Raw genomic sequence first — 15,376 nt, forward strand, 5'->3', positions numbered from 1 at the left:
AGATCTCAAAACTGCTTGAATACATTCGGGGAGGGGTTGTTGGATTGGCTCATGAGGGTGGCAGGCGGCTTCGCGTTGGAAGAGGCGCGGCAATTGAAGCTGCAGACGTTGTCTTCGGGGACGATGTTTGCATAGGTCGCAATGTTCATATCTTCGGCGGGGGGCACGTGGAGATTGGCGACAGAACGATCATAGGTGACTGTTCTGTGATTTGCGCGGCAGAAAACGTCAGCATAGGCAAAGAAACCATGATAGCTGCTCACTGTAAGATCTATGATTCTAACCATGGCATGCATCTTGGTACGCCGATGAGACAGCAGACTCTCTCCATCCGGCCGGTTGCGGTTGGTAGTGATTGCTGGCTTGGCGCGGGTGTCACGCTTCTAGCTGGAGCAGCGGTTCAGGATGGATCCGTTGTTGGCGCAGGTACTGTTTTGGAGGGCATCGCTCGCGAGAATATGATCGTCTTTCAGCAACGCGTCATCGATACGGTCGCAAGAAGATAAGCACTTGATACAGATGCGGAGTGTTCCTATGCAACGTAAGCGCGACGACAACGAAGAAAGATCAAATTATGAGACTGGCAAGGTTCTAATCACCGGCGCGGCCGGGTTCATCGGCGCGTTTTTGTGCAGGCGGCTGCTGGAGGACGGCGGCTGCGAGGTCGTGGGGCTCGACAACGTGAACGGCTACTACGACGTCGGGATCAAGGAGGACAGGCTGCGAATGCTCGCCGAGGCGGCGGGCGGCAGCGCGGGCGACGCCGATGTCGACGGGTTCTCCGCCGGGCGCTTCGAGTTCGTGCGCGGCGACCTCGCCGACGAGCAGGCGGTGGAGGCGCTGTTCGGGGAGAGCGGCTTCGACGTCGTGGTGAACCTCGCCGCGCAGGCGGGGGTGCGCTACTCCATCGAGAACCCGCGGGCCTACGTGGACTCCAACCTCGTCGGCTTCTTCAACGTGCTCGAGGCGTGCAGGAGCCACCCGGTGGGGCACCTGGTCTACGCGAGCTCCAGCTCCGTCTACGGCGGAAACGAGAAGGTGCCCTTCTCCGAGGGCGACCGGGTGGACGCGCCCGTGTCCCTCTACGCGGCCACCAAGAAGTCGAACGAGCTCATGGCCCACGCCTACTCCAAGCTCTACTCGATCCCCGCCACGGGGCTTCGCTTCTTCACGGTCTACGGCCCCATGGGTCGGCCCGACATGGCTTACTTCGGGTTCACCGACAAGCTGGTGCGCGGCGAGAAGATAAGGATCTTCAACATGGGCGACTGCCAGCGCGACTTCACCTACGTGGACGACATCGTCGAGGGCGTCGTGCGCGTGATGGGCGCCCCGCCCGCGGTGGAGACAGGCGCCGACGGGCTGCCCCGGGCCGCGCACCGCGTGTACAACATCGGCAACTCCAACCCTGAGAACCTCCTCGATTTCGTCGACACGCTGCAGAGGGTGCTCGTGGAGGAGGGCGTGCTGCCGGAGGGCTATGACTTCGAGGCGCACCGAGAGCTCGCGCCCATGCAGCCCGGCGACGTGCCCGTCACCTACGCGGACACGAGCGCCCTCGAGCGCGACCTGGGGTTTCGCCCCTCCACGAAGCTGGAGGACGGCCTGCGCGCGTTCGCCAGGTGGTACAGGGGGTACTACGGGCTGTAGGCATGGGAAAAGCGCCGGAGTTAGGTAAATTACATACCGTTCGGGCGCTTTTCTGATTTGCATGATAGCACGGCACTAGATGCAAAGAAAGCGCCGGATATATGTGAAATACTCACCAATCGGGCGCTTTGCTGCCGCGATCATACCACCCCTACTTGATCCTGACAACCCCGCCTCGCTTGCTCACGTAGAGGATGCGCCGGGCGTGCGTCAGGCTGGCGGCCCACTTGCGCACCTCCCGCTCTATGGCGGCGTCGGAGAGCCCGCGCATCCTGCGCGCGTCGAACACGACGTCGCGCGACTGGCGCAGCGCGGCGCGGAGGTGCTTCTGGACGACCCTCAGGCTCCCGGAGGTCGGGGACTTGACCTCCCATACCACCCCGTCGGCCTCGAGGTCGGCCGAGGTCACGCGCTCGCCCCGCGTGCGGCGCACGAACTCAACGTCCATCCCCGCGTCGGCGAGGGCGCGGGCCGTGTCCATCTCGTGCGGCAGCACGTTGAGGTCCGACGGCGCCTTGATGGTCCCGATCCGCTTCTCCACGGCGTGCTCCCTCCTCGCTCGGGCAGGGTTCGCTACGGGGCGAATCATACGCCTTCGGATGACGCTTTCGCAACTGCAGATTGATCGACTTACGACGGGCCGGCGCGGGCTTTCGCCCGCGCGTGGCCGGGACTTTGACAACCGAAGAGAGAGGACTGACTTGACTATGAGAATCGCCGTTGCCGGGACGGGCTACGTGGGGCTCTCGCTGGCGGTGCTGCTGGCGCAGGGCAACCGCGTGGACGCCGTGGACGTGGTGCCGGAGAAGGTGGAGAGGCTCTCGCGGTGGGAGAGCCCCATCGCGGACGCCGAGATAGAGCGCTTTCTCGACGAGGCGGCGCGCGGGGAGCGAAAGCTCGACCTGCATCCCACGCTCGACGGGAGGGCCGCCTACGGGCGGGCCGACCTCGTGGTCGTCGCCACGCCCACCAACTACGACGAGGAGAGAAACTTCTTCGACACGCGATACGTGGAGCAGGTGGTGGAGCTCGTGCTCGAGGTGAACCCCGAGGCGGTCATGGTGGTGAAGTCCACCGTGCCCGTGGGCTACACGAGGACGCTCTGCGAGCGCTACCTCGAGGGCCGCTTCCTGTTCTCGCCTGAGTTCCTGCGGGAGGGCCGCGCGCTCTTCGACAACCTGCACCCCTCGCGCATCATCGTGGGGGTGCCCTCCGAGTCGCCCTTCGCAGACGAGCTGGAGGGGAGGGCGCGCGAGTTCGCGCGGCTCCTCGCCGAGGGGGCGGAGGAGCCTGCGGAGGGCATCCCCACCCTCGTCATGCGCGCCACCGAGGCCGAGGCGGTGAAGCTCTTCGCCAACACGTATCTGGCCCTGCGCGTCTCCTACTTCAACGAGCTGGACACCTACGCGTCGGTGCGCGGGCTCGACGCCGGGCAGATCATCGAGGGGGTGGGCCTGGACCCCCGCATAGGCTCCCACTACAACAACCCCTCGTTCGGCTACGGGGGCTACTGCCTTCCCAAGGACACCAAGCAGCTGCTCGCCAACTTCAGGGACGTGCCGCAGTGCATGATCCAGGCCATCGTCGACGCCAACCGCACGCGCAAGGACTACGTCGCCGAGGAGGTCGTCGACCGCGTCTGGAAGCTGGTCTACGAGGGCGTGGAGAGGCCCGTCGTGGGCGTCTACCGCCTCGTCATGAAGTCGGGGAGCGACAACTTCCGCGCGAGCTCCATCCAGAGCGTCATGAAGCGCGTCAAGGCCAAGGGCATCCCCGTGGTGGTCTACGAGCCCACCTTGGACGACCCCGAGTTCTACGGGAGCGAGGTCACCCACGACCTGCGCGCGTTCAAGGAGCGCTGCGACCTCATCGTCGCCAACCGCTGGAGCCCCGACCTCGACGACGTGGCGGCCAAGGTCTACACGCGGGATTTGTTCAGGAGGGACTAGGGGGCTTTCGAGCGAGCCCGCTGCGGGCGCTTCGGATATCACACCAAGCGTCAGACGCCTGGTGTGCCAGCCTTTTGCGCCAGGCGTCCAAGACGACCACCTCCGTCCCTAAGCGTGATTTGCGAGCCGTCTCAGTCGGTGAGCAAATCGACGAATTATCTTTGAAGAAGATTCGAGTCGAGTGACCATTTGCCACCAAGATATTGATTTTCCTCGTTGTCGAGTCCATAATCTCAAGTGAGCCCATTGCTTATAGCTTTGGACCTGGCCTGCCTCGGTGCCCCATATCCGGGGCTTTTTTGTGTCCTCGATTGAGCTTCGCCATCCTTCTGCTCTTTGCGGATTCTTTCGACCAGCTCGCCGGTTTTCTTCACTTTCGTAACATAGGTCTCGTCTGCAGGATAGGCCGAGCGGACAACGTAATGATCCTTAACGCAGCCGAGGACCACGATATAGTCAGCATCCTCGCCATTGACGATGATCTCGACTTTGTCGACGGTCTTGTTTTTGCGGACCTGACGATACACGTCCGCGTTCAGCTTGCCTGTAACGGCCGCTTTGAGAATGGGCAGTCGACGCACGCGTTCGACGTCGATATCCATGAGGGCGTTCAGGGGCGGTTTGCCGCGTCCGTGTTTGCAGGCAAGATGGAGGAACTCGTTCTCGCTGTCCATGCCTTCAATCGCGGTGCCGTCCCAAGCCGTCAGGTCGACGATCTCTTCGAAGTAATACTCCCGTGCGAGTTTTTCGACGGCAAACATGTCGTAGTCTCGTCTCATGAAGCAGGTGCTGAGGTCAAGGTGCCCCAGCTCATCTATGGACCAGCCCATTATTGCGCTCCGAAATTGAACACATTGAACTTACGGGCATTTGGTCCGGTTCTGTAATGGTCGATTGTACTGACCCCAAGCTTTTGCGCGATGTATGCGCAGAGATCTTCTTTGGCTTTGCTTCCGCTGAGTCCGTTCCATGTGTATCCGACCGCTCCTAGGATAAGGTCGGCAAGTTGGATGAGGTTGTTTTCTTTTGACTCGACTTCCTCGACGAATAGGACGCTTTGTCCGAACTTGAATGTGTTGATGAGGCAGCGGCGTAGAGTTGCGACTCTTTTGGGGTCATCAATTCTTCGATCGATGAAGATGCGGTGCTTGCAGCGCCTGTCTAGCCAATTGTTGAATACCTGGTAGTAGAGCTTTTGGAACTGGTCTTCGCTGTCTGCGAAGTTGGTGTGCTGCCTGCTAGAGACGACGCACCTGAATTTCAAGTCGGGATCGTCGAAGAACAAATCGACAAGGTCTCGGAAGAAGTCGTATTTGCTCGGGGACACCGTCTTCCAGCCGAATTCGCCCTGAACCCCGTGCTTTGCTCGCAGGCAGTCAATGGCGCGCACGATGTCGCGCTTCTTCTCGGTAGGGCAGGACACTCCGCCGATGACCATGTGCTCTTCGCTGGGGTTTGAGTTCACCCTGCTCTCGTCGCAGTAGACGTTGATGGTGTCGCTCATGTTCTCGCTTTCGCTCAAGATAATTTGCCCTGTTTATTATCTCACGATTGCGATAAAGATCCATGCTCAAGCCCTCTGCTCGAGGCGTCGGGCGTGCGTTAGGTTGTCGGCTGCGTACGGCGCACGAACTCCACGCCCATCTCCGCGTTGGCACCGTGGTGTCAAGGAATGCGCCGATCGCCGGAGTCCCCGACCTCGACGACGTGGCTGACGAAATCTACACATGGGACTTGTTCGGGAGGGGCTAGGAGGCTCTGGGCGCCGTTTCGCGCTTCGGACAGAGCGTTTCGCCCTGGAGGCATGCCTTCAGGGCGTCGGCAATGCGAAGCGCCCCGGAGCGGCCAGAGCTCCGAGGCGCTTTTCGTCGATGGGATGCTGCGGCCTTGAGGCTGCCATCAGCCATGGGTTTCTTCGGCGGTCGGCGTATACGATCTCGCTCAACGAGGTGCTGCGGTTGTGGGCATGAAGAAAGCGCCGGATATATGTGAAATACTCACCAATCGGGCGCTTTGCTGCCGTGATCATACCACCCTTTACCTGGTTTTCGCAGCCTAAAAAGCAGGACTCTTCGCGCATCTCCACCCCCCATCGCCGGTCTTGCGGGGAGAAAAAATGGCGGGGACTGTTCCTCGCCGATGGGTGGACCCGCCTCAGGCGCGCCCAGATAGCTTCTTATACCACATAGCGCGCATCTGCGCAACCGGCTGTGACGGGCCGATGCAAGCTCTCGTCCTCGGCGGCGTCGAGCTCGGCGTCGGTGATGCCGAGCTCCTCCATGACGTCGGCCATAGGCGTGCTGGGCCTTCCCGCGTTGGCCTCGAGGCGCTCGGCGGCCTTGAGCAGCAGCGCGTAGCTCTCCTCGGCCTCCGACATGCGCGCGTGCAGCGCCTTTACGATAGCAGATGGCGAAGATATAATGTGTATACCTAGGAGGTATGCATGATATTTGAATTCGATGAAAGCAAGAACGAGTCGAATATCGAGAAGCACAAGGTCAGCTTCGAGGAGGCCCAGGTGATCTGGGAGGACCCCGATCTCATGGTGGTCTCGGCGAGGAAGCGAGGCGAGAGGCGCCAGATGGCGATCGGGCGTGCCTACGCGGTCATGTTCAGCGTGGTGCACACGAAGCGAGGGGAAGCCGTCAGGATCATCTCGGCCCGCAGGTCGACGAAGAAGGAGGTGCAGCGTTATGAGCAGAACAGAAGCCGTCGATAGGCTCGAGGCCGCGTTCGACGCGGGCGAGGACATGGACGAGTTCTTCGACTTCGACAACCCCTCGTTCCCGAACCGGGAGCTGAAGCGCGTCAACGTCGACTTTCCGCAGTGGATGGTGGCCGGCCTCGATGCCGAGGCGTCCCGCTTGGGCATCAACAGGCAGGCCGTGATCAAGACGTGGATAGCCGAGAAGCTTGACGCCCGAGCTCTCGCTTAACGGCATCCCGCTCCTGCAACGGCAGGTCCCCGATGCGCGAAAACTCCTGTGTGTTGTTCGCGACGAGCTTCATGCCGAGGGACTTCCCCGTCGCGGTTGTCACGAGGACCTTACCTTGAGGCTCACTTCGCTGCGGCCGTTCTGGGACGTCCAGCCTTGCGCTCGTCGGTCAGGCGTGCTCTCACGCTCGCCTCGGTGACCCAGGTGTTGCGGCCATCCCGCCATCCGTCGAGGAGGCCGCTCGCCAGCATCGCGGTGACGCGCGGGCGCGTGACGCCGAGGGCGCGCGCCGCCTCGGCCGCGCTCATGCGCGGGATCTCGGACATGGCGGCGTCCACCGACACCACCACCGTCACGCCGCCGCGCTCGGGGGCGTTGCCGAACGACGCGGGCGGGAGGGCCTGCCCGCGCATGACGTGGTCGCGCACGGTCTCGCGCAGCCAGTCGGCCGCCGACTCGCAGGCGTCGGCCACGTCCTCGCCCTGGGTGGCTCCGTCGAGGCCGAACGGGGCCATGCACCACCCGGCCTCGCCCCGCCACATCTCGAACTCGTAGGTGTACTGCATATCGGAGTCCTTTCCGAGGGGTCGGCTACCCGATCCCCGCCTGCCTCTTGATCCTCTCGAACGTCTCGTCCTCGATCTCCCGGTGCCTCTTTACCAGGACGGTCACCTTTCCGTTGGTGAACTTCTCGTGCTTCGCGCCGCCCTTTGACCAGAAGCCGTTTTGCTCGAGGAGCCTCACCACGTCCCTCCGCTTGGTCATTTTCCCTCCTTGCCGGGACAACTGCATTGTAAACTGAGTTAACATAATCGGCAATATGTGCTAATCGGATTGACGTCTCCTCGTGGCGGATCAAGGGGGCGGTGTGGGGTTCTCGTTTGCGCGCGATCAAGGTGACCCGCTGTCCACCATGGAGTCGGCTGACCTGCGGGAGGATCTGGCTCGCCGTGATTGGCGCCCTGATCTCCTGGGCATTGCTAGGCACTAAGCTTGCAGCTGCTCGCGCAGGGCTCCTTGGAGGGTTTGCGAGAAGTTCACGCCGCGCTCTACGGCCAGCGAGTTCAGCCAGGCGGGCAGGGTAACCGTGCGGTTCACGGCCTTGTTCGACTGCGCGAGACGCACCGCGGGCATGTATACGTCGACGAGCGCGGTGTGCTCGCCCTCCTCGAGCTTGACGTCGGCGAGCGGTGTGGGGCTGGGGATGGGCATCCCGTCCTCCTCCATGCCGAAGAGCACGCAGCCGAGCAGCTCGCGCGCGGAGAGCAGCGCGTCACCGTCGTCGCTGCCGCTGGTCGCCACGTTCAGATCGGGGAATTCCACGGCGATCTCGCAGCCTTCCTCATAGGTGAACACAGCAGGAAAGAAGTAGCGGTCAACTTTTTTCATGATTGTCTCCTTCCGCCTGATATTCTGCGAATTGATTATAACAAATATGATCGTATGTGTTGAAGTGTGAGCTTCAGTTGGTCGCGGCGGCTCCTTTCCTTACGTACATGGCTAGGCGCGGGCGAAGGTGAGGGCGTAGAGGGTGCGCGCTCCCTGCTCGCGCAGGGCGTCGGCGGCGGCGTAGAGGGTGGCGCCGGTGGTGCACACGTCGTCGACGACGATGACGCGCTCGGGCAGGGTGGCGCCCGCCAGCACGGCGAAGCGACCCGCCATGTTCGCGTGGCGCTGCGCGCGCCCGAGACTGCGCTGGTCGGCGCTGCGCGGGCGGGTGAGGACGGGCGCGCACTCCAGGTCGAGCGGCGCGGCGAGACTGCGCGCGAGCTCTTCGGCGTGGTCGAACCCGCGTCGGCGCACGGCTGCGGCGGTGGCGGGGACGAAGGTGAGCGCGGTGCGCGCCGGGTCGGCCGTCCACTCGGGCGGCACGTAGCGCACCATGATCTCGGCCATCACCGCCGAAAGGCGCCTCTCGCCGCGGTCCTTGTAGGTGGTGACGATGCGCCGTGCGGCCTCGTCGAGCACAAGGGCGCTTGCGGCCTGGTCGAGCGGCATCCGCTCGCGCCCGCTGAGGGCGAGCAGGGCGTGGTTGCACTCGGTGCACTGCACGCGCCCGAACGGCGCGCCGCAGCGCGGGCAGGCGAGACACGCGTCGATGTAGGGCAGGCGCGCGGCGCACGCGCTGCAGAGAAGCTCGCCCGGCGCGTCGCATACGGCGCAGCGCGTCGGCCAGAGCGTCTCGGCGAGCACCTCGGATGCGAAGCTCAGGCAGCGGGCGGGGGATATGTCGCGCATGAGGGCGGCCATGCCTCCCAGCATAGGGACGCCGCCTGACGGGATCATCCCGCGAGTTCGGCGCGAGCCTGGCGGGATCGCCGCCTCGGTTTGGCGCGCATCCCTTCGCTGGGAAGCATCTTCGCCACCTCTTCCACATCGCGCCGTCGGCACGCCTTCGCTTTTTCCGCGCTTCGCGTGTCACCCTGCGCCCGCGCGCCACACCTGCCTGCCCGCCCCGCGCTTGCGCGGCGGGCGTCCTCCCTCTCGCTGGCGTATTTCTGCGGCGTGTCCGGCGAAAACAACCCGCCGCTTCTGCTACACTAGTAAATTGCTTCTTTCGAGTCTGTAGTTGCGGGAGCGCCTGCTCCTCAGTCCATGGCAGATGCGGTCGAAAGGATCCACGTAAGCCGCGCGGGCGTGCCCGGGCGGTGAGCATGGCGTATCCTAGGGGTAAGTCGCACCGCCCGTTCTACCTTCGCGGCATTCGGCTGCGGCGGGCGAGAGGGTTCTAAGCGCAAGCGGAAGCCCCGGTGCGCGAGTGTGGGGGCAAAGACTAGGTCAGTCGAAGGAAGCCTTGTTTGACAGGCTAAGTAAGAGAACCTCTTCTGAGGGCAAATGGAGGATGTTGTGGGAAAGCGTTTGCATGCCGTGGTCCTGTGCGCTGCGGCTTTCTGCATGATGCTGGTGCTCGCAGGCTGCTCGGGCGGCTCGACGTACCAGCCTGAGCTGAAGAGCGCCACGGTCACCACGCCGACCATCGGCCAGGCCGACACGCTGCGCGTGGGCGTGAACACCGAGAAGTCGCCTTTGGCCGGCATGGGCAGCGAGAAGATCATCGGCATCGACGTCGACATCGCGGCCGCGCTCGCCGACGAGCTGGGGCTCAAGCTCTCCATCGTCGACGTGGGGTCTGACCCCGAGGATGCGCTCGCGCAGGGCAAGGTCGACATCGTCATGGGCATCGACAACTCCGACGCGAGCAACTTCTGGCTGTCCGAGGAGTACCTGCCCACGGGCGTCGCCCTGTTCGCGCTCACCTCGAGCAACGCCGGCGTGCCTGACGCCGCTTCCAATCCTAAGATTGCCGCGCAGGTGTCCTCGAAGAGCGCGTGGGCCGTCTCCAACGAGTTCGGCGACGAGGCGCTCACCTCCACGACCAACCTTGCCGACGCCTTCGCGCAGCTTGAGGCCGGCAAGGTGAAGTACGTGGCGTCTGACGCGCTCATCGGGCTGTACGCCGCGCATCGCGCGGGGCTCGACACCACGGTGGTCGCGCTCATGGCGAAGCCGAGCGGGTACTGCGTGGGCGTGGCGAAGGACAACACCGCGCTGCAGACCACCGTCACCGACGCGCTCAAGACCCTTGTCGATCAGGGCGTGGTGAACGTGATCGAGATGAAGTGGCTCGGCCAGTCGCTCGACTTCTCGAGCACGCCGCTCACGGCGGGCGCCACGTCGGCGAAGGCGACGGATGACGGCGCCGAGGCGCCTGCGGGCGAAGGCGCCGAGGGCGCTGAGGGCGAGGCCCCAGCTGCCGAAGGCGAGGCTCCTGCCGCTGACGCCGCGCCTGCTGCCGACGCCGCACCCGCGGAGCCAGCTCCTGCGGCAGCCTAAGCGCGCAGAGCAGCATAGGAACGAAAGAGGGCCCGCGAACAGCCAGTTCGCGGGCCCTCGTGCTCATGCTATAGGGTAAAAGTCACGTTGTCGGCCAAAGTCAGCGAGAGGCCCGGAGGTGCTCGCAATTGGCGCGAAAGCGAGGCGAAGCGTACTTCGTACGCGAGCCCCGCTTGGAGCGACAAGGGCGGATGCCTCCGGCCCTCGCAGCGTCGGGTAGCTCCGCCGCTGCGTCAGCAACGGCGGAGCTACCCCTAGTTCAGGAAGTCCTCCAGGATCTCCTGCTCGGCTTCCTCCTCGGTGAGCCCGAGCGTCATGAGCTTCACGATCTGGTCGCCGGCGATCTTGCCGATGGCGGCCTCGTGCACCAGGAGCGCGTCCTTGCTGGCGGCCTCGATGCCGGGGATGGCCTTCACCTTCGCGTTGCCCATGATGATGGCGTCGCACTGCACGTGCCCGCGGCAGGCCGCCTCGCCGATCACGAGCGGGTTGAACACCTGCACGGAGTCGTCCTGGGCCACCGAGCGCGAGATCACCTGCACGCTCGAGTCGTCGCCCTTGAGCTCCACCTTCATGTTGGAGACGGCCGTCTGCTTGTCATGCGTGAGCAGCTTCTCCAGGAGCACGAGCTTCGCGCCCGCGGCCAGCTCGGCGTTGGTGTCGCGCACCGTGGAGGTGACGCCGCGCAGCTGCACCAGCTCCATCTCGCAGAAGGAGCCCTCCTCCTGGTACACGTTGGTGGTGGGGTTCAGGATGCGCTCGCCAGTTCCCTCGCCTTCGCCGTAGTGCTTCTCCACGTAGCTCACGTGGCTGTTCTTGCCGAGGTAGAAGCTGTGGATGCCGTCGTGCTCGGACGCCTCGTGGCTCGCGTTGTGGATGCCGCAGCCCGCCACGATCTTGACGTCGCAGTCCTCGCCGATGTAGAACGTGTTGTACACCACGTCCTTCAGGCCCGACTGCGTGACGATGACGGGGATGTAGATGGTCTCGCCCTTGGTGCCCGGCTTCACGCGGATGTCGATGCCGGGGTGGTCGGTCTTGGTGGAGATCTCCACGAACGCCGAGGACGACCGCTGGACGAGCTGGCCGTCCTTGCGGATGTTGAACGCGCCCTTCGGCATGCCGTGGAGGTTGGCTATCTCGGCGAGCAAGCTCTCGTCGATGGGGGAAAGGTCTACTGCCATGGGTCCGTCTCCTTTAGCACGTGGTGGGAATCTCGGTGAGGTGCAGCTCGGTGGGCTGCGTGAGCGGGCAGCCGTCGATGCCCTTGGCCGCGAAGCCGAGCTTCGGCAGAAGCTCGTCGGGCGTGCCGGTGTCGGCCACCTGGCCGTCGCGCAGGAGGATGATCTCGTCGGCGAGCTGGATGATGCGCTCCTGGTGCGAGATGATCACGATGGAGCGGCCGTCGCGCGCCGCGTGGATGTCGCGGAACGTCTCGGTGAGCCGGTCGAAGCTCCACAGGTCGATGCCGGCCTCGGGCTCGTCGTAGATGGCGAGCTGCGGGTCGCGGGCGAGGATGGTGGCGATCTCGATGCGCTTGACCTCGCCGCCCGAGAGCGACTTGTCCACCTCGCGCGTGAGGTAGCTCGCCGAGCACAGGCCCACCTTGGCGAGGAACTCGTTGCAGGCGAGCATGGGCAGCTTGCGCCCGGCGGCGATGTCGAGCAGCTTCTTCACCTTCATGCCCTTGAAGCGGGCGGGCTGCTGGAAGCCGTAGCCGATGCCGAGCTTGGCGCGCTCGGTGATGCCCAGGTCGGTGATGTCCTCGCCGTTGAACAGGATCTGGCCGCTCGTGGGGCGCTCGATGCCCATGATGAGCTTCGCGAGCGTGGACTTTCCGCCGCCGTTCGGGCCGGTGATCACGGTGAAGCGGTCGTCGCCGATGGTCAGCGACAGCCCGTCGATGATGCGTTTCGCGGCGCCCTCCTCGGCGGGCACCTCGAACACGAGGTCTCTCAGTTCGAGCATGGTCGGGTATACTCCATCTCTCCTCGCGCGAGGCTTTGGCTGCGGGAGGGAGCACGCGCCTTCCCGCACCTCGCAAGACGTGTTTTTCACTGACCCATTGTAGCCCCAATCGCGCAAAAGTCGACGGCAAACCCCCTGGGCGCAACGATATCCGACGCGGCTCCAAAGTAATGCCACAATTTCAGTAGCATTTAGGGAAGAGAAGGGGCAACGAAGGAGAGGGGGCACGGCGTGCCGGCGCACGCGAAATGAAGGCTGTCGACTGAGCTCGACACCTTATCGGTTGCAAAGGTGCGAGAAATGCACGATCTGATACCGCACATGGCCTCAAATCAGTCAAAAAAATAAGCCTGAGCTAACGTCGATCAGGTATTTCGCGAAGGCATTCCGTCATCTCAACGCGCTCGCTTCCTTGGATTGGTATCAGATCGTGCGTTTCTTGCACTTCGTCCAGCGAAAAGGCGTCGAGTTGACTGCGGACGGGACGAAAGGGGGAGCGGGTGGCGAAGGGGAGGTGCGCGGGTGGCAGGGCGGCTGGGCTTTCGGTGCGTTACCGCTTGGCGTCATGCGGGGAAAAGTTGGCAGCTGGGACAAGCCGCGCATGCGTGCGGGCTGAAATGCGGGTAGAATGGAGGGGAAACCAGCGCGCGGCGACGATGGGCGCCGCGCTTGCCATGCGATAATCCTGATGAGCTGAAAGGCTTGGGCCACCATGAACGATGTCTTTTCCGCTGCCGTTCGGCACGGCTTCGCCGTCACGTCAACCGACGAGCTGCCCGAGATCGAGGGCACCGCCTACGTCATGCGCCACGCCGCCAGCGGCGCGCAGCTGCTCTACCTGCGAAACGACGACGCGAACAAGGCGTTCTCCATCAGCTTCAAGACGCCCGCGGCCGACGACACGGGCGTGTTCCACATCCTCGAGCACTCGGTGCTGTGCGGGTCGCGCAAGTTCCCCGTGAAGGAGCCCTTCGTCAACCTGCTCAAGAGCTCGATGCAGACGTTTTTGAACGCCATGACCTTCCCCGACAAGACGATGTACCCGGTGGCCTCCACCAACGAGCGCGACCTGATGAACCTCATGGACGTGTACCTCGACGCGGTGTTCTACCCCGCCATCTACGAGAAGCGCGTCATCTTCGAGCAGGAGGGCTGGCACCTCGAGGCCGCCGACGGGGAGCTCTCCTACAACGGCGTGGTGTACAACGAGATGAAGGGCGCCCTGTCCGACCCCGACTCGGTGCTCTACGACGCGCTCTCGGCGGAGCTCTTCCCCGACACCACCTACCGCTTCGAGTCGGGCGGCACGCCGCGCGCCATCCCCGAGCTCACCTACGAGGCGTTCCTCGACAGCCATCGTCGCCACTACCGCCCCGACAACAGCTACCTCATGCTCTACGGCGACCTCGACCTCGAGGCGTTCCTCGCCTTCATCGACGAGGAGTACCTCGCCCCGCTCGCGGCCGAGGAGCGCGGGCCGCTGCGCGCCAACCCGCTTGAGGAGCAGGCGCCGGTGGTGAGCACGGGCGTGCGCAAGCTCATGTCCACGGCCCTCGAGAACGCCGGCGTGGCGCTCGGGTACGTGGCCGGGCGCGCGTCCGACCGCGAGCGCCTGATCGCGGTCGACATCCTGCTCGACGCCGTCATGGGCTCGAACGAGGCGCCCCTGAAGCGCGCGCTGCTCGACGCGGGGATCGCCGCCGACGCGGTGGCGTACCTCGCCGACGCGGTGCTGCAGCCCTTCGCCGTGATCCAGCTCAAAGGCGCGCGCCCCAAGGCCGCCGCGCGGTTCCGCGCCTGCGTCGAAGAGCGCGCGCGTGAGCTGGCTGACGGCGCGCTCGACCACGCGCTCATCGAGGCGGCGCTCTCGCACGCCGAGTTCGCGATGCGCGAGCGCAACTTCGGCTACGCCGACGGCGTGGTGCTCGCCATGTCGAGCATGGCGGGCTGGCTCTACGACAACAGCCTGGCCACGGCGTACCTGAGCTACGAGAGCGCCTTCGCCAGCCTGCGCGCGAAGATCGACGAGGGCTACTTCGAGCAGCTCCTGCGCGAGCTCGTGCTGGAGAACGCGCACTTCGCGGAGGTGGAGCTCGTGCCGTGCGAGCGCGACGAGGAGGCGGACGCCCGCGAGCGCCTCGCGCGCATCGCCGCGGGCTTCGGCCCCGACGACTTCGCCGCCGTCGGGCGCGCGGTGGCCGCCCTGCGCGCCGCGCAGGAGGCGCCCGACGCCCCCGAGGACGTGGCGAAGCTCCCGCAGCTGTCCGTGGCCGACATCGGCGAGGCGCCGGCCGAGGGCGCGTTCTGCCTGGAGGAGAGCGCGTCGGGCGCGTGCCTGCGCCACGACGTCCACACGCACGGCATCGCGTACGCCTACCGCTACTTCGACCTGGGCTGCCTTGCGTTCGAGGAGCTGCCCTACGCCACGGTGCTCGCCCTGGTGCTCGGGCGGCTCGGCACGCGGGAGCACACCGCCGCCGAGATCGACATGATGGCCCAGAGCAAGCTGGGGAACTTGAGCTTCTTCGCCGAGGTGCACGAGGACGCGCGCGACCGCAGCGCGTTCTTGCCGAAGTTCGTGGCGAGCTCGTCGGCTTTGGCGGAGAACGTCGAGCACATGGCGCTCATCGCCGACGAGGTCCTGCACGAGACGGACTTCAGCGACCACGAGAAGATCCGCGACATCCTCACGCAGAAGCGCGTGGGCATGGAGCAGGGCTTCGCGACGGCGGGGCACAGCGTGGCCATGGCGCGCGTGGCGTCGTACTACCTGCCCGCGGCGATCGTGCGCGAGCAGCTCGGCGGCGTGGACTTCTACCTGTTCCTGCGCGACCTGCTCGACCGCTTCGACGAGCGCGCCGACGCGCTCGAGCGGAAGCTGCGCGAGCTGGCAGGCCGCCTGACGGCGGGGGAGGGCTGCCTGCTGTCGTTCACGGGGACCGACGAGGACCTGCGCCGCTACCGGGCCGCCGGCGCCGCGCGGGGCGAGGGCGGGGTCGGCGTGCCCGCATGCGGCGACGACGCGCCGGAGGCCGCGAC

Annotated in this window: 18 protein-coding genes; 7 read left to right on the forward strand and 11 right to left on the reverse strand. The window is 64.8% G+C overall.

Annotation, left to right across the window (positions count from 1 at the left end; translation table 11 throughout):
- Positions 1-167: 167 nt before the first annotated feature.
- Positions 168-506 carry an acyltransferase gene (locus HRL41_RS12435; RefSeq protein WP_216662557.1) on the forward strand — a complete coding sequence of 113 codons (339 nt, stop codon included), beginning with the start codon at positions 168-170 and terminating at the stop codon, positions 504-506.
- Positions 507-534: 28 nt separating this feature from the next.
- The gene (locus HRL41_RS06655; protein ID WP_172136090.1) at positions 535-1,650 is read left to right on the forward strand and encodes an NAD-dependent epimerase/dehydratase family protein; all 1,116 of its coding nucleotides are present in this window, start codon (positions 535-537) and stop codon (positions 1,648-1,650) included.
- 151 nt (positions 1,651-1,801) lie between these two features.
- Here HRL41_RS06655 and HRL41_RS06660 read toward each other — a convergent pair whose 3' ends face one another.
- Positions 1,802-2,191, reverse strand: a complete 390-nt coding sequence (locus HRL41_RS06660; RefSeq protein ID WP_172136091.1) for a hypothetical protein — start codon at positions 2,189-2,191, stop codon at positions 1,802-1,804.
- A gap of 166 nt (positions 2,192-2,357) precedes the next feature.
- Here HRL41_RS06660 and HRL41_RS06665 point away from each other — a divergent pair, with 166 nt between their 5' ends.
- Positions 2,358-3,599: a nucleotide sugar dehydrogenase gene (locus HRL41_RS06665; protein ID WP_172136092.1), complete on the forward strand. Its 1,242-nt coding sequence runs from the start codon at positions 2,358-2,360 to the stop codon at positions 3,597-3,599.
- A gap of 233 nt (positions 3,600-3,832) precedes the next feature.
- Here the strand turns inward: HRL41_RS06665 and HRL41_RS06670 are convergent, their stop codons facing one another.
- The 4 genes from HRL41_RS06670 to HRL41_RS06685 form a co-directional block, all read right to left on the reverse strand.
- Positions 3,833-4,360 carry a hypothetical protein gene (locus HRL41_RS06670; protein WP_172136093.1) on the reverse strand — a complete coding sequence of 176 codons (528 nt, stop codon included), beginning with the start codon at positions 4,358-4,360 and terminating at the stop codon, positions 3,833-3,835.
- A 68-nt stretch (positions 4,361-4,428) separates the two neighbouring features.
- On the reverse strand, positions 4,429-5,103 hold the full coding sequence (locus HRL41_RS06675) for a DUF3800 domain-containing protein (RefSeq protein ID WP_172136094.1): 675 nt from the start codon (positions 5,101-5,103) through the stop codon (positions 4,429-4,431).
- Positions 5,104-5,409: 306 nt separating this feature from the next.
- Complete coding sequence (locus tag HRL41_RS06680; RefSeq protein WP_172136095.1) at positions 5,410-5,679, reverse strand: hypothetical protein; 270 nt, start codon at positions 5,677-5,679, stop codon at positions 5,410-5,412.
- Positions 5,680-5,775: 96 nt separating this feature from the next.
- A complete protein-coding gene (locus HRL41_RS06685; RefSeq protein ID WP_172136096.1) occupies positions 5,776-5,976 on the reverse strand; it encodes a hypothetical protein in 201 nt (66 codons plus the stop codon).
- A gap of 66 nt (positions 5,977-6,042) precedes the next feature.
- Between HRL41_RS06685 and HRL41_RS06690 the strand changes: the two genes are divergently transcribed.
- Together HRL41_RS06690 and brnA are read left to right on the forward strand one after the other, a co-directional pair.
- Complete coding sequence (locus HRL41_RS06690) at positions 6,043-6,318, forward strand: BrnT family toxin (protein ID WP_172136097.1); 276 nt, start codon at positions 6,043-6,045, stop codon at positions 6,316-6,318.
- A complete protein-coding gene (gene brnA / locus HRL41_RS06695; protein WP_172136098.1) occupies positions 6,293-6,535 on the forward strand; it encodes a type II toxin-antitoxin system BrnA family antitoxin in 243 nt (80 codons plus the stop codon). Before HRL41_RS06690 ends, brnA begins: the two co-directional genes overlap by 26 nt.
- Positions 6,536-6,657: 122 nt before the next feature.
- Here brnA and HRL41_RS06700 read toward each other — a convergent pair whose 3' ends face one another.
- The 4 genes from HRL41_RS06700 to HRL41_RS06715 form a co-directional block, all read right to left on the reverse strand.
- On the reverse strand, positions 6,658-7,101 hold the full coding sequence (locus HRL41_RS06700; protein WP_172136099.1) for a DNA-binding protein: 444 nt from the start codon (positions 7,099-7,101) through the stop codon (positions 6,658-6,660).
- A gap of 25 nt (positions 7,102-7,126) precedes the next feature.
- Positions 7,127-7,300 (reverse strand): type II toxin-antitoxin system HicA family toxin, encoded by a 174-nt coding sequence (locus tag HRL41_RS06705; RefSeq protein WP_165173472.1) that lies wholly within the window; start codon positions 7,298-7,300, stop codon positions 7,127-7,129.
- Positions 7,301-7,522: 222 nt separating this feature from the next.
- Positions 7,523-7,924, reverse strand: coding sequence for a type II toxin-antitoxin system HicB family antitoxin (locus HRL41_RS06710; protein WP_172136100.1), 402 nt, complete (start codon positions 7,922-7,924; stop codon positions 7,523-7,525).
- A 111-nt stretch (positions 7,925-8,035) separates the two neighbouring features.
- Positions 8,036-8,797 (reverse strand): ComF family protein, encoded by a 762-nt coding sequence (locus HRL41_RS06715; RefSeq protein ID WP_253904750.1) that lies wholly within the window; start codon positions 8,795-8,797, stop codon positions 8,036-8,038.
- A gap of 585 nt (positions 8,798-9,382) precedes the next feature.
- Between HRL41_RS06715 and HRL41_RS06720 the strand changes: the two genes are divergently transcribed.
- The gene (locus HRL41_RS06720; protein WP_371808811.1) at positions 9,383-10,369 is read left to right on the forward strand and encodes a substrate-binding periplasmic protein; all 987 of its coding nucleotides are present in this window, start codon (positions 9,383-9,385) and stop codon (positions 10,367-10,369) included.
- Positions 10,370-10,623: 254 nt separating this feature from the next.
- Here HRL41_RS06720 and HRL41_RS06725 read toward each other — a convergent pair whose 3' ends face one another.
- Both HRL41_RS06725 and HRL41_RS06730 read right to left on the reverse strand, forming a co-directional pair.
- Complete coding sequence (locus HRL41_RS06725; RefSeq protein WP_172136103.1) at positions 10,624-11,553, reverse strand: SufD family Fe-S cluster assembly protein; 930 nt, start codon at positions 11,551-11,553, stop codon at positions 10,624-10,626.
- A 13-nt stretch (positions 11,554-11,566) separates the two neighbouring features.
- Positions 11,567-12,337: an ABC transporter ATP-binding protein gene (locus HRL41_RS06730; protein WP_165173452.1), complete on the reverse strand. Its 771-nt coding sequence runs from the start codon at positions 12,335-12,337 to the stop codon at positions 11,567-11,569.
- A gap of 712 nt (positions 12,338-13,049) precedes the next feature.
- Here HRL41_RS06730 and HRL41_RS06735 point away from each other — a divergent pair.
- Positions 13,050-15,376, forward strand: a 2,327-nt coding sequence (locus HRL41_RS06735) for an insulinase family protein (protein WP_172136104.1), incomplete at its 3' end; no start/stop codon positions are given.

Origin of the sequence: Adlercreutzia sp. ZJ473, from assembly GCF_013185065.1 — a bacterium.
In the GTDB taxonomy this organism is placed as follows: domain Bacteria; phylum Actinomycetota; class Coriobacteriia; order Coriobacteriales; family Eggerthellaceae; genus CAAEEV01.

Excerpts from the sequence above, each read along its gene's own strand:
- HRL41_RS06665 (WP_172136092.1), top strand. The coding sequence starts at position 2,358 with ATGAGAATCGCCGTTGCCGGGACGGGCTACGTGGGGCTCTCGCTGGCG.
- HRL41_RS06655 (WP_172136090.1), top strand. The coding sequence starts at position 535 with ATGCAACGTAAGCGCGACGACAACGAAGAAAGATCAAATTATGAGACT.
- HRL41_RS06730 (WP_165173452.1), bottom strand. The coding sequence starts at position 12,337 with ATGCTCGAACTGAGAGACCTCGTGTTCGAGGTGCCCGCCGAGGAGGGC.
- HRL41_RS06685 (WP_172136096.1), bottom strand. The coding sequence starts at position 5,976 with ATGTCGGAGGCCGAGGAGAGCTACGCGCTGCTGCTCAAGGCCGCCGAG.
- HRL41_RS06670 (WP_172136093.1), bottom strand. The coding sequence starts at position 4,360 with ATGTTTGCCGTCGAAAAACTCGCACGGGAGTATTACTTCGAAGAGATC.
- brnA (WP_172136098.1), top strand. The coding sequence starts at position 6,293 with ATGAGCAGAACAGAAGCCGTCGATAGGCTCGAGGCCGCGTTCGACGCG.
- HRL41_RS06680 (WP_172136095.1), bottom strand. The coding sequence starts at position 5,679 with ATGCGCGAAGAGTCCTGCTTTTTAGGCTGCGAAAACCAGGTAAAGGGT.
- HRL41_RS06710 (WP_172136100.1), bottom strand. The coding sequence starts at position 7,924 with ATGAAAAAAGTTGACCGCTACTTCTTTCCTGCTGTGTTCACCTATGAG.
- HRL41_RS06700 (WP_172136099.1), bottom strand. The coding sequence starts at position 7,101 with ATGCAGTACACCTACGAGTTCGAGATGTGGCGGGGCGAGGCCGGGTGG.
- HRL41_RS06690 (WP_172136097.1), top strand. The coding sequence starts at position 6,043 with ATGATATTTGAATTCGATGAAAGCAAGAACGAGTCGAATATCGAGAAG.
- HRL41_RS06675 (WP_172136094.1), bottom strand. The coding sequence starts at position 5,103 with ATGAGCGACACCATCAACGTCTACTGCGACGAGAGCAGGGTGAACTCA.
- HRL41_RS06725 (WP_172136103.1), bottom strand. The coding sequence starts at position 11,553 with ATGGCAGTAGACCTTTCCCCCATCGACGAGAGCTTGCTCGCCGAGATA.
- HRL41_RS06715 (WP_253904750.1), bottom strand. The coding sequence starts at position 8,797 with ATGCTGGGAGGCATGGCCGCCCTCATGCGCGACATATCCCCCGCCCGC.
- HRL41_RS06705 (WP_165173472.1), bottom strand. The coding sequence starts at position 7,300 with ATGACCAAGCGGAGGGACGTGGTGAGGCTCCTCGAGCAAAACGGCTTC.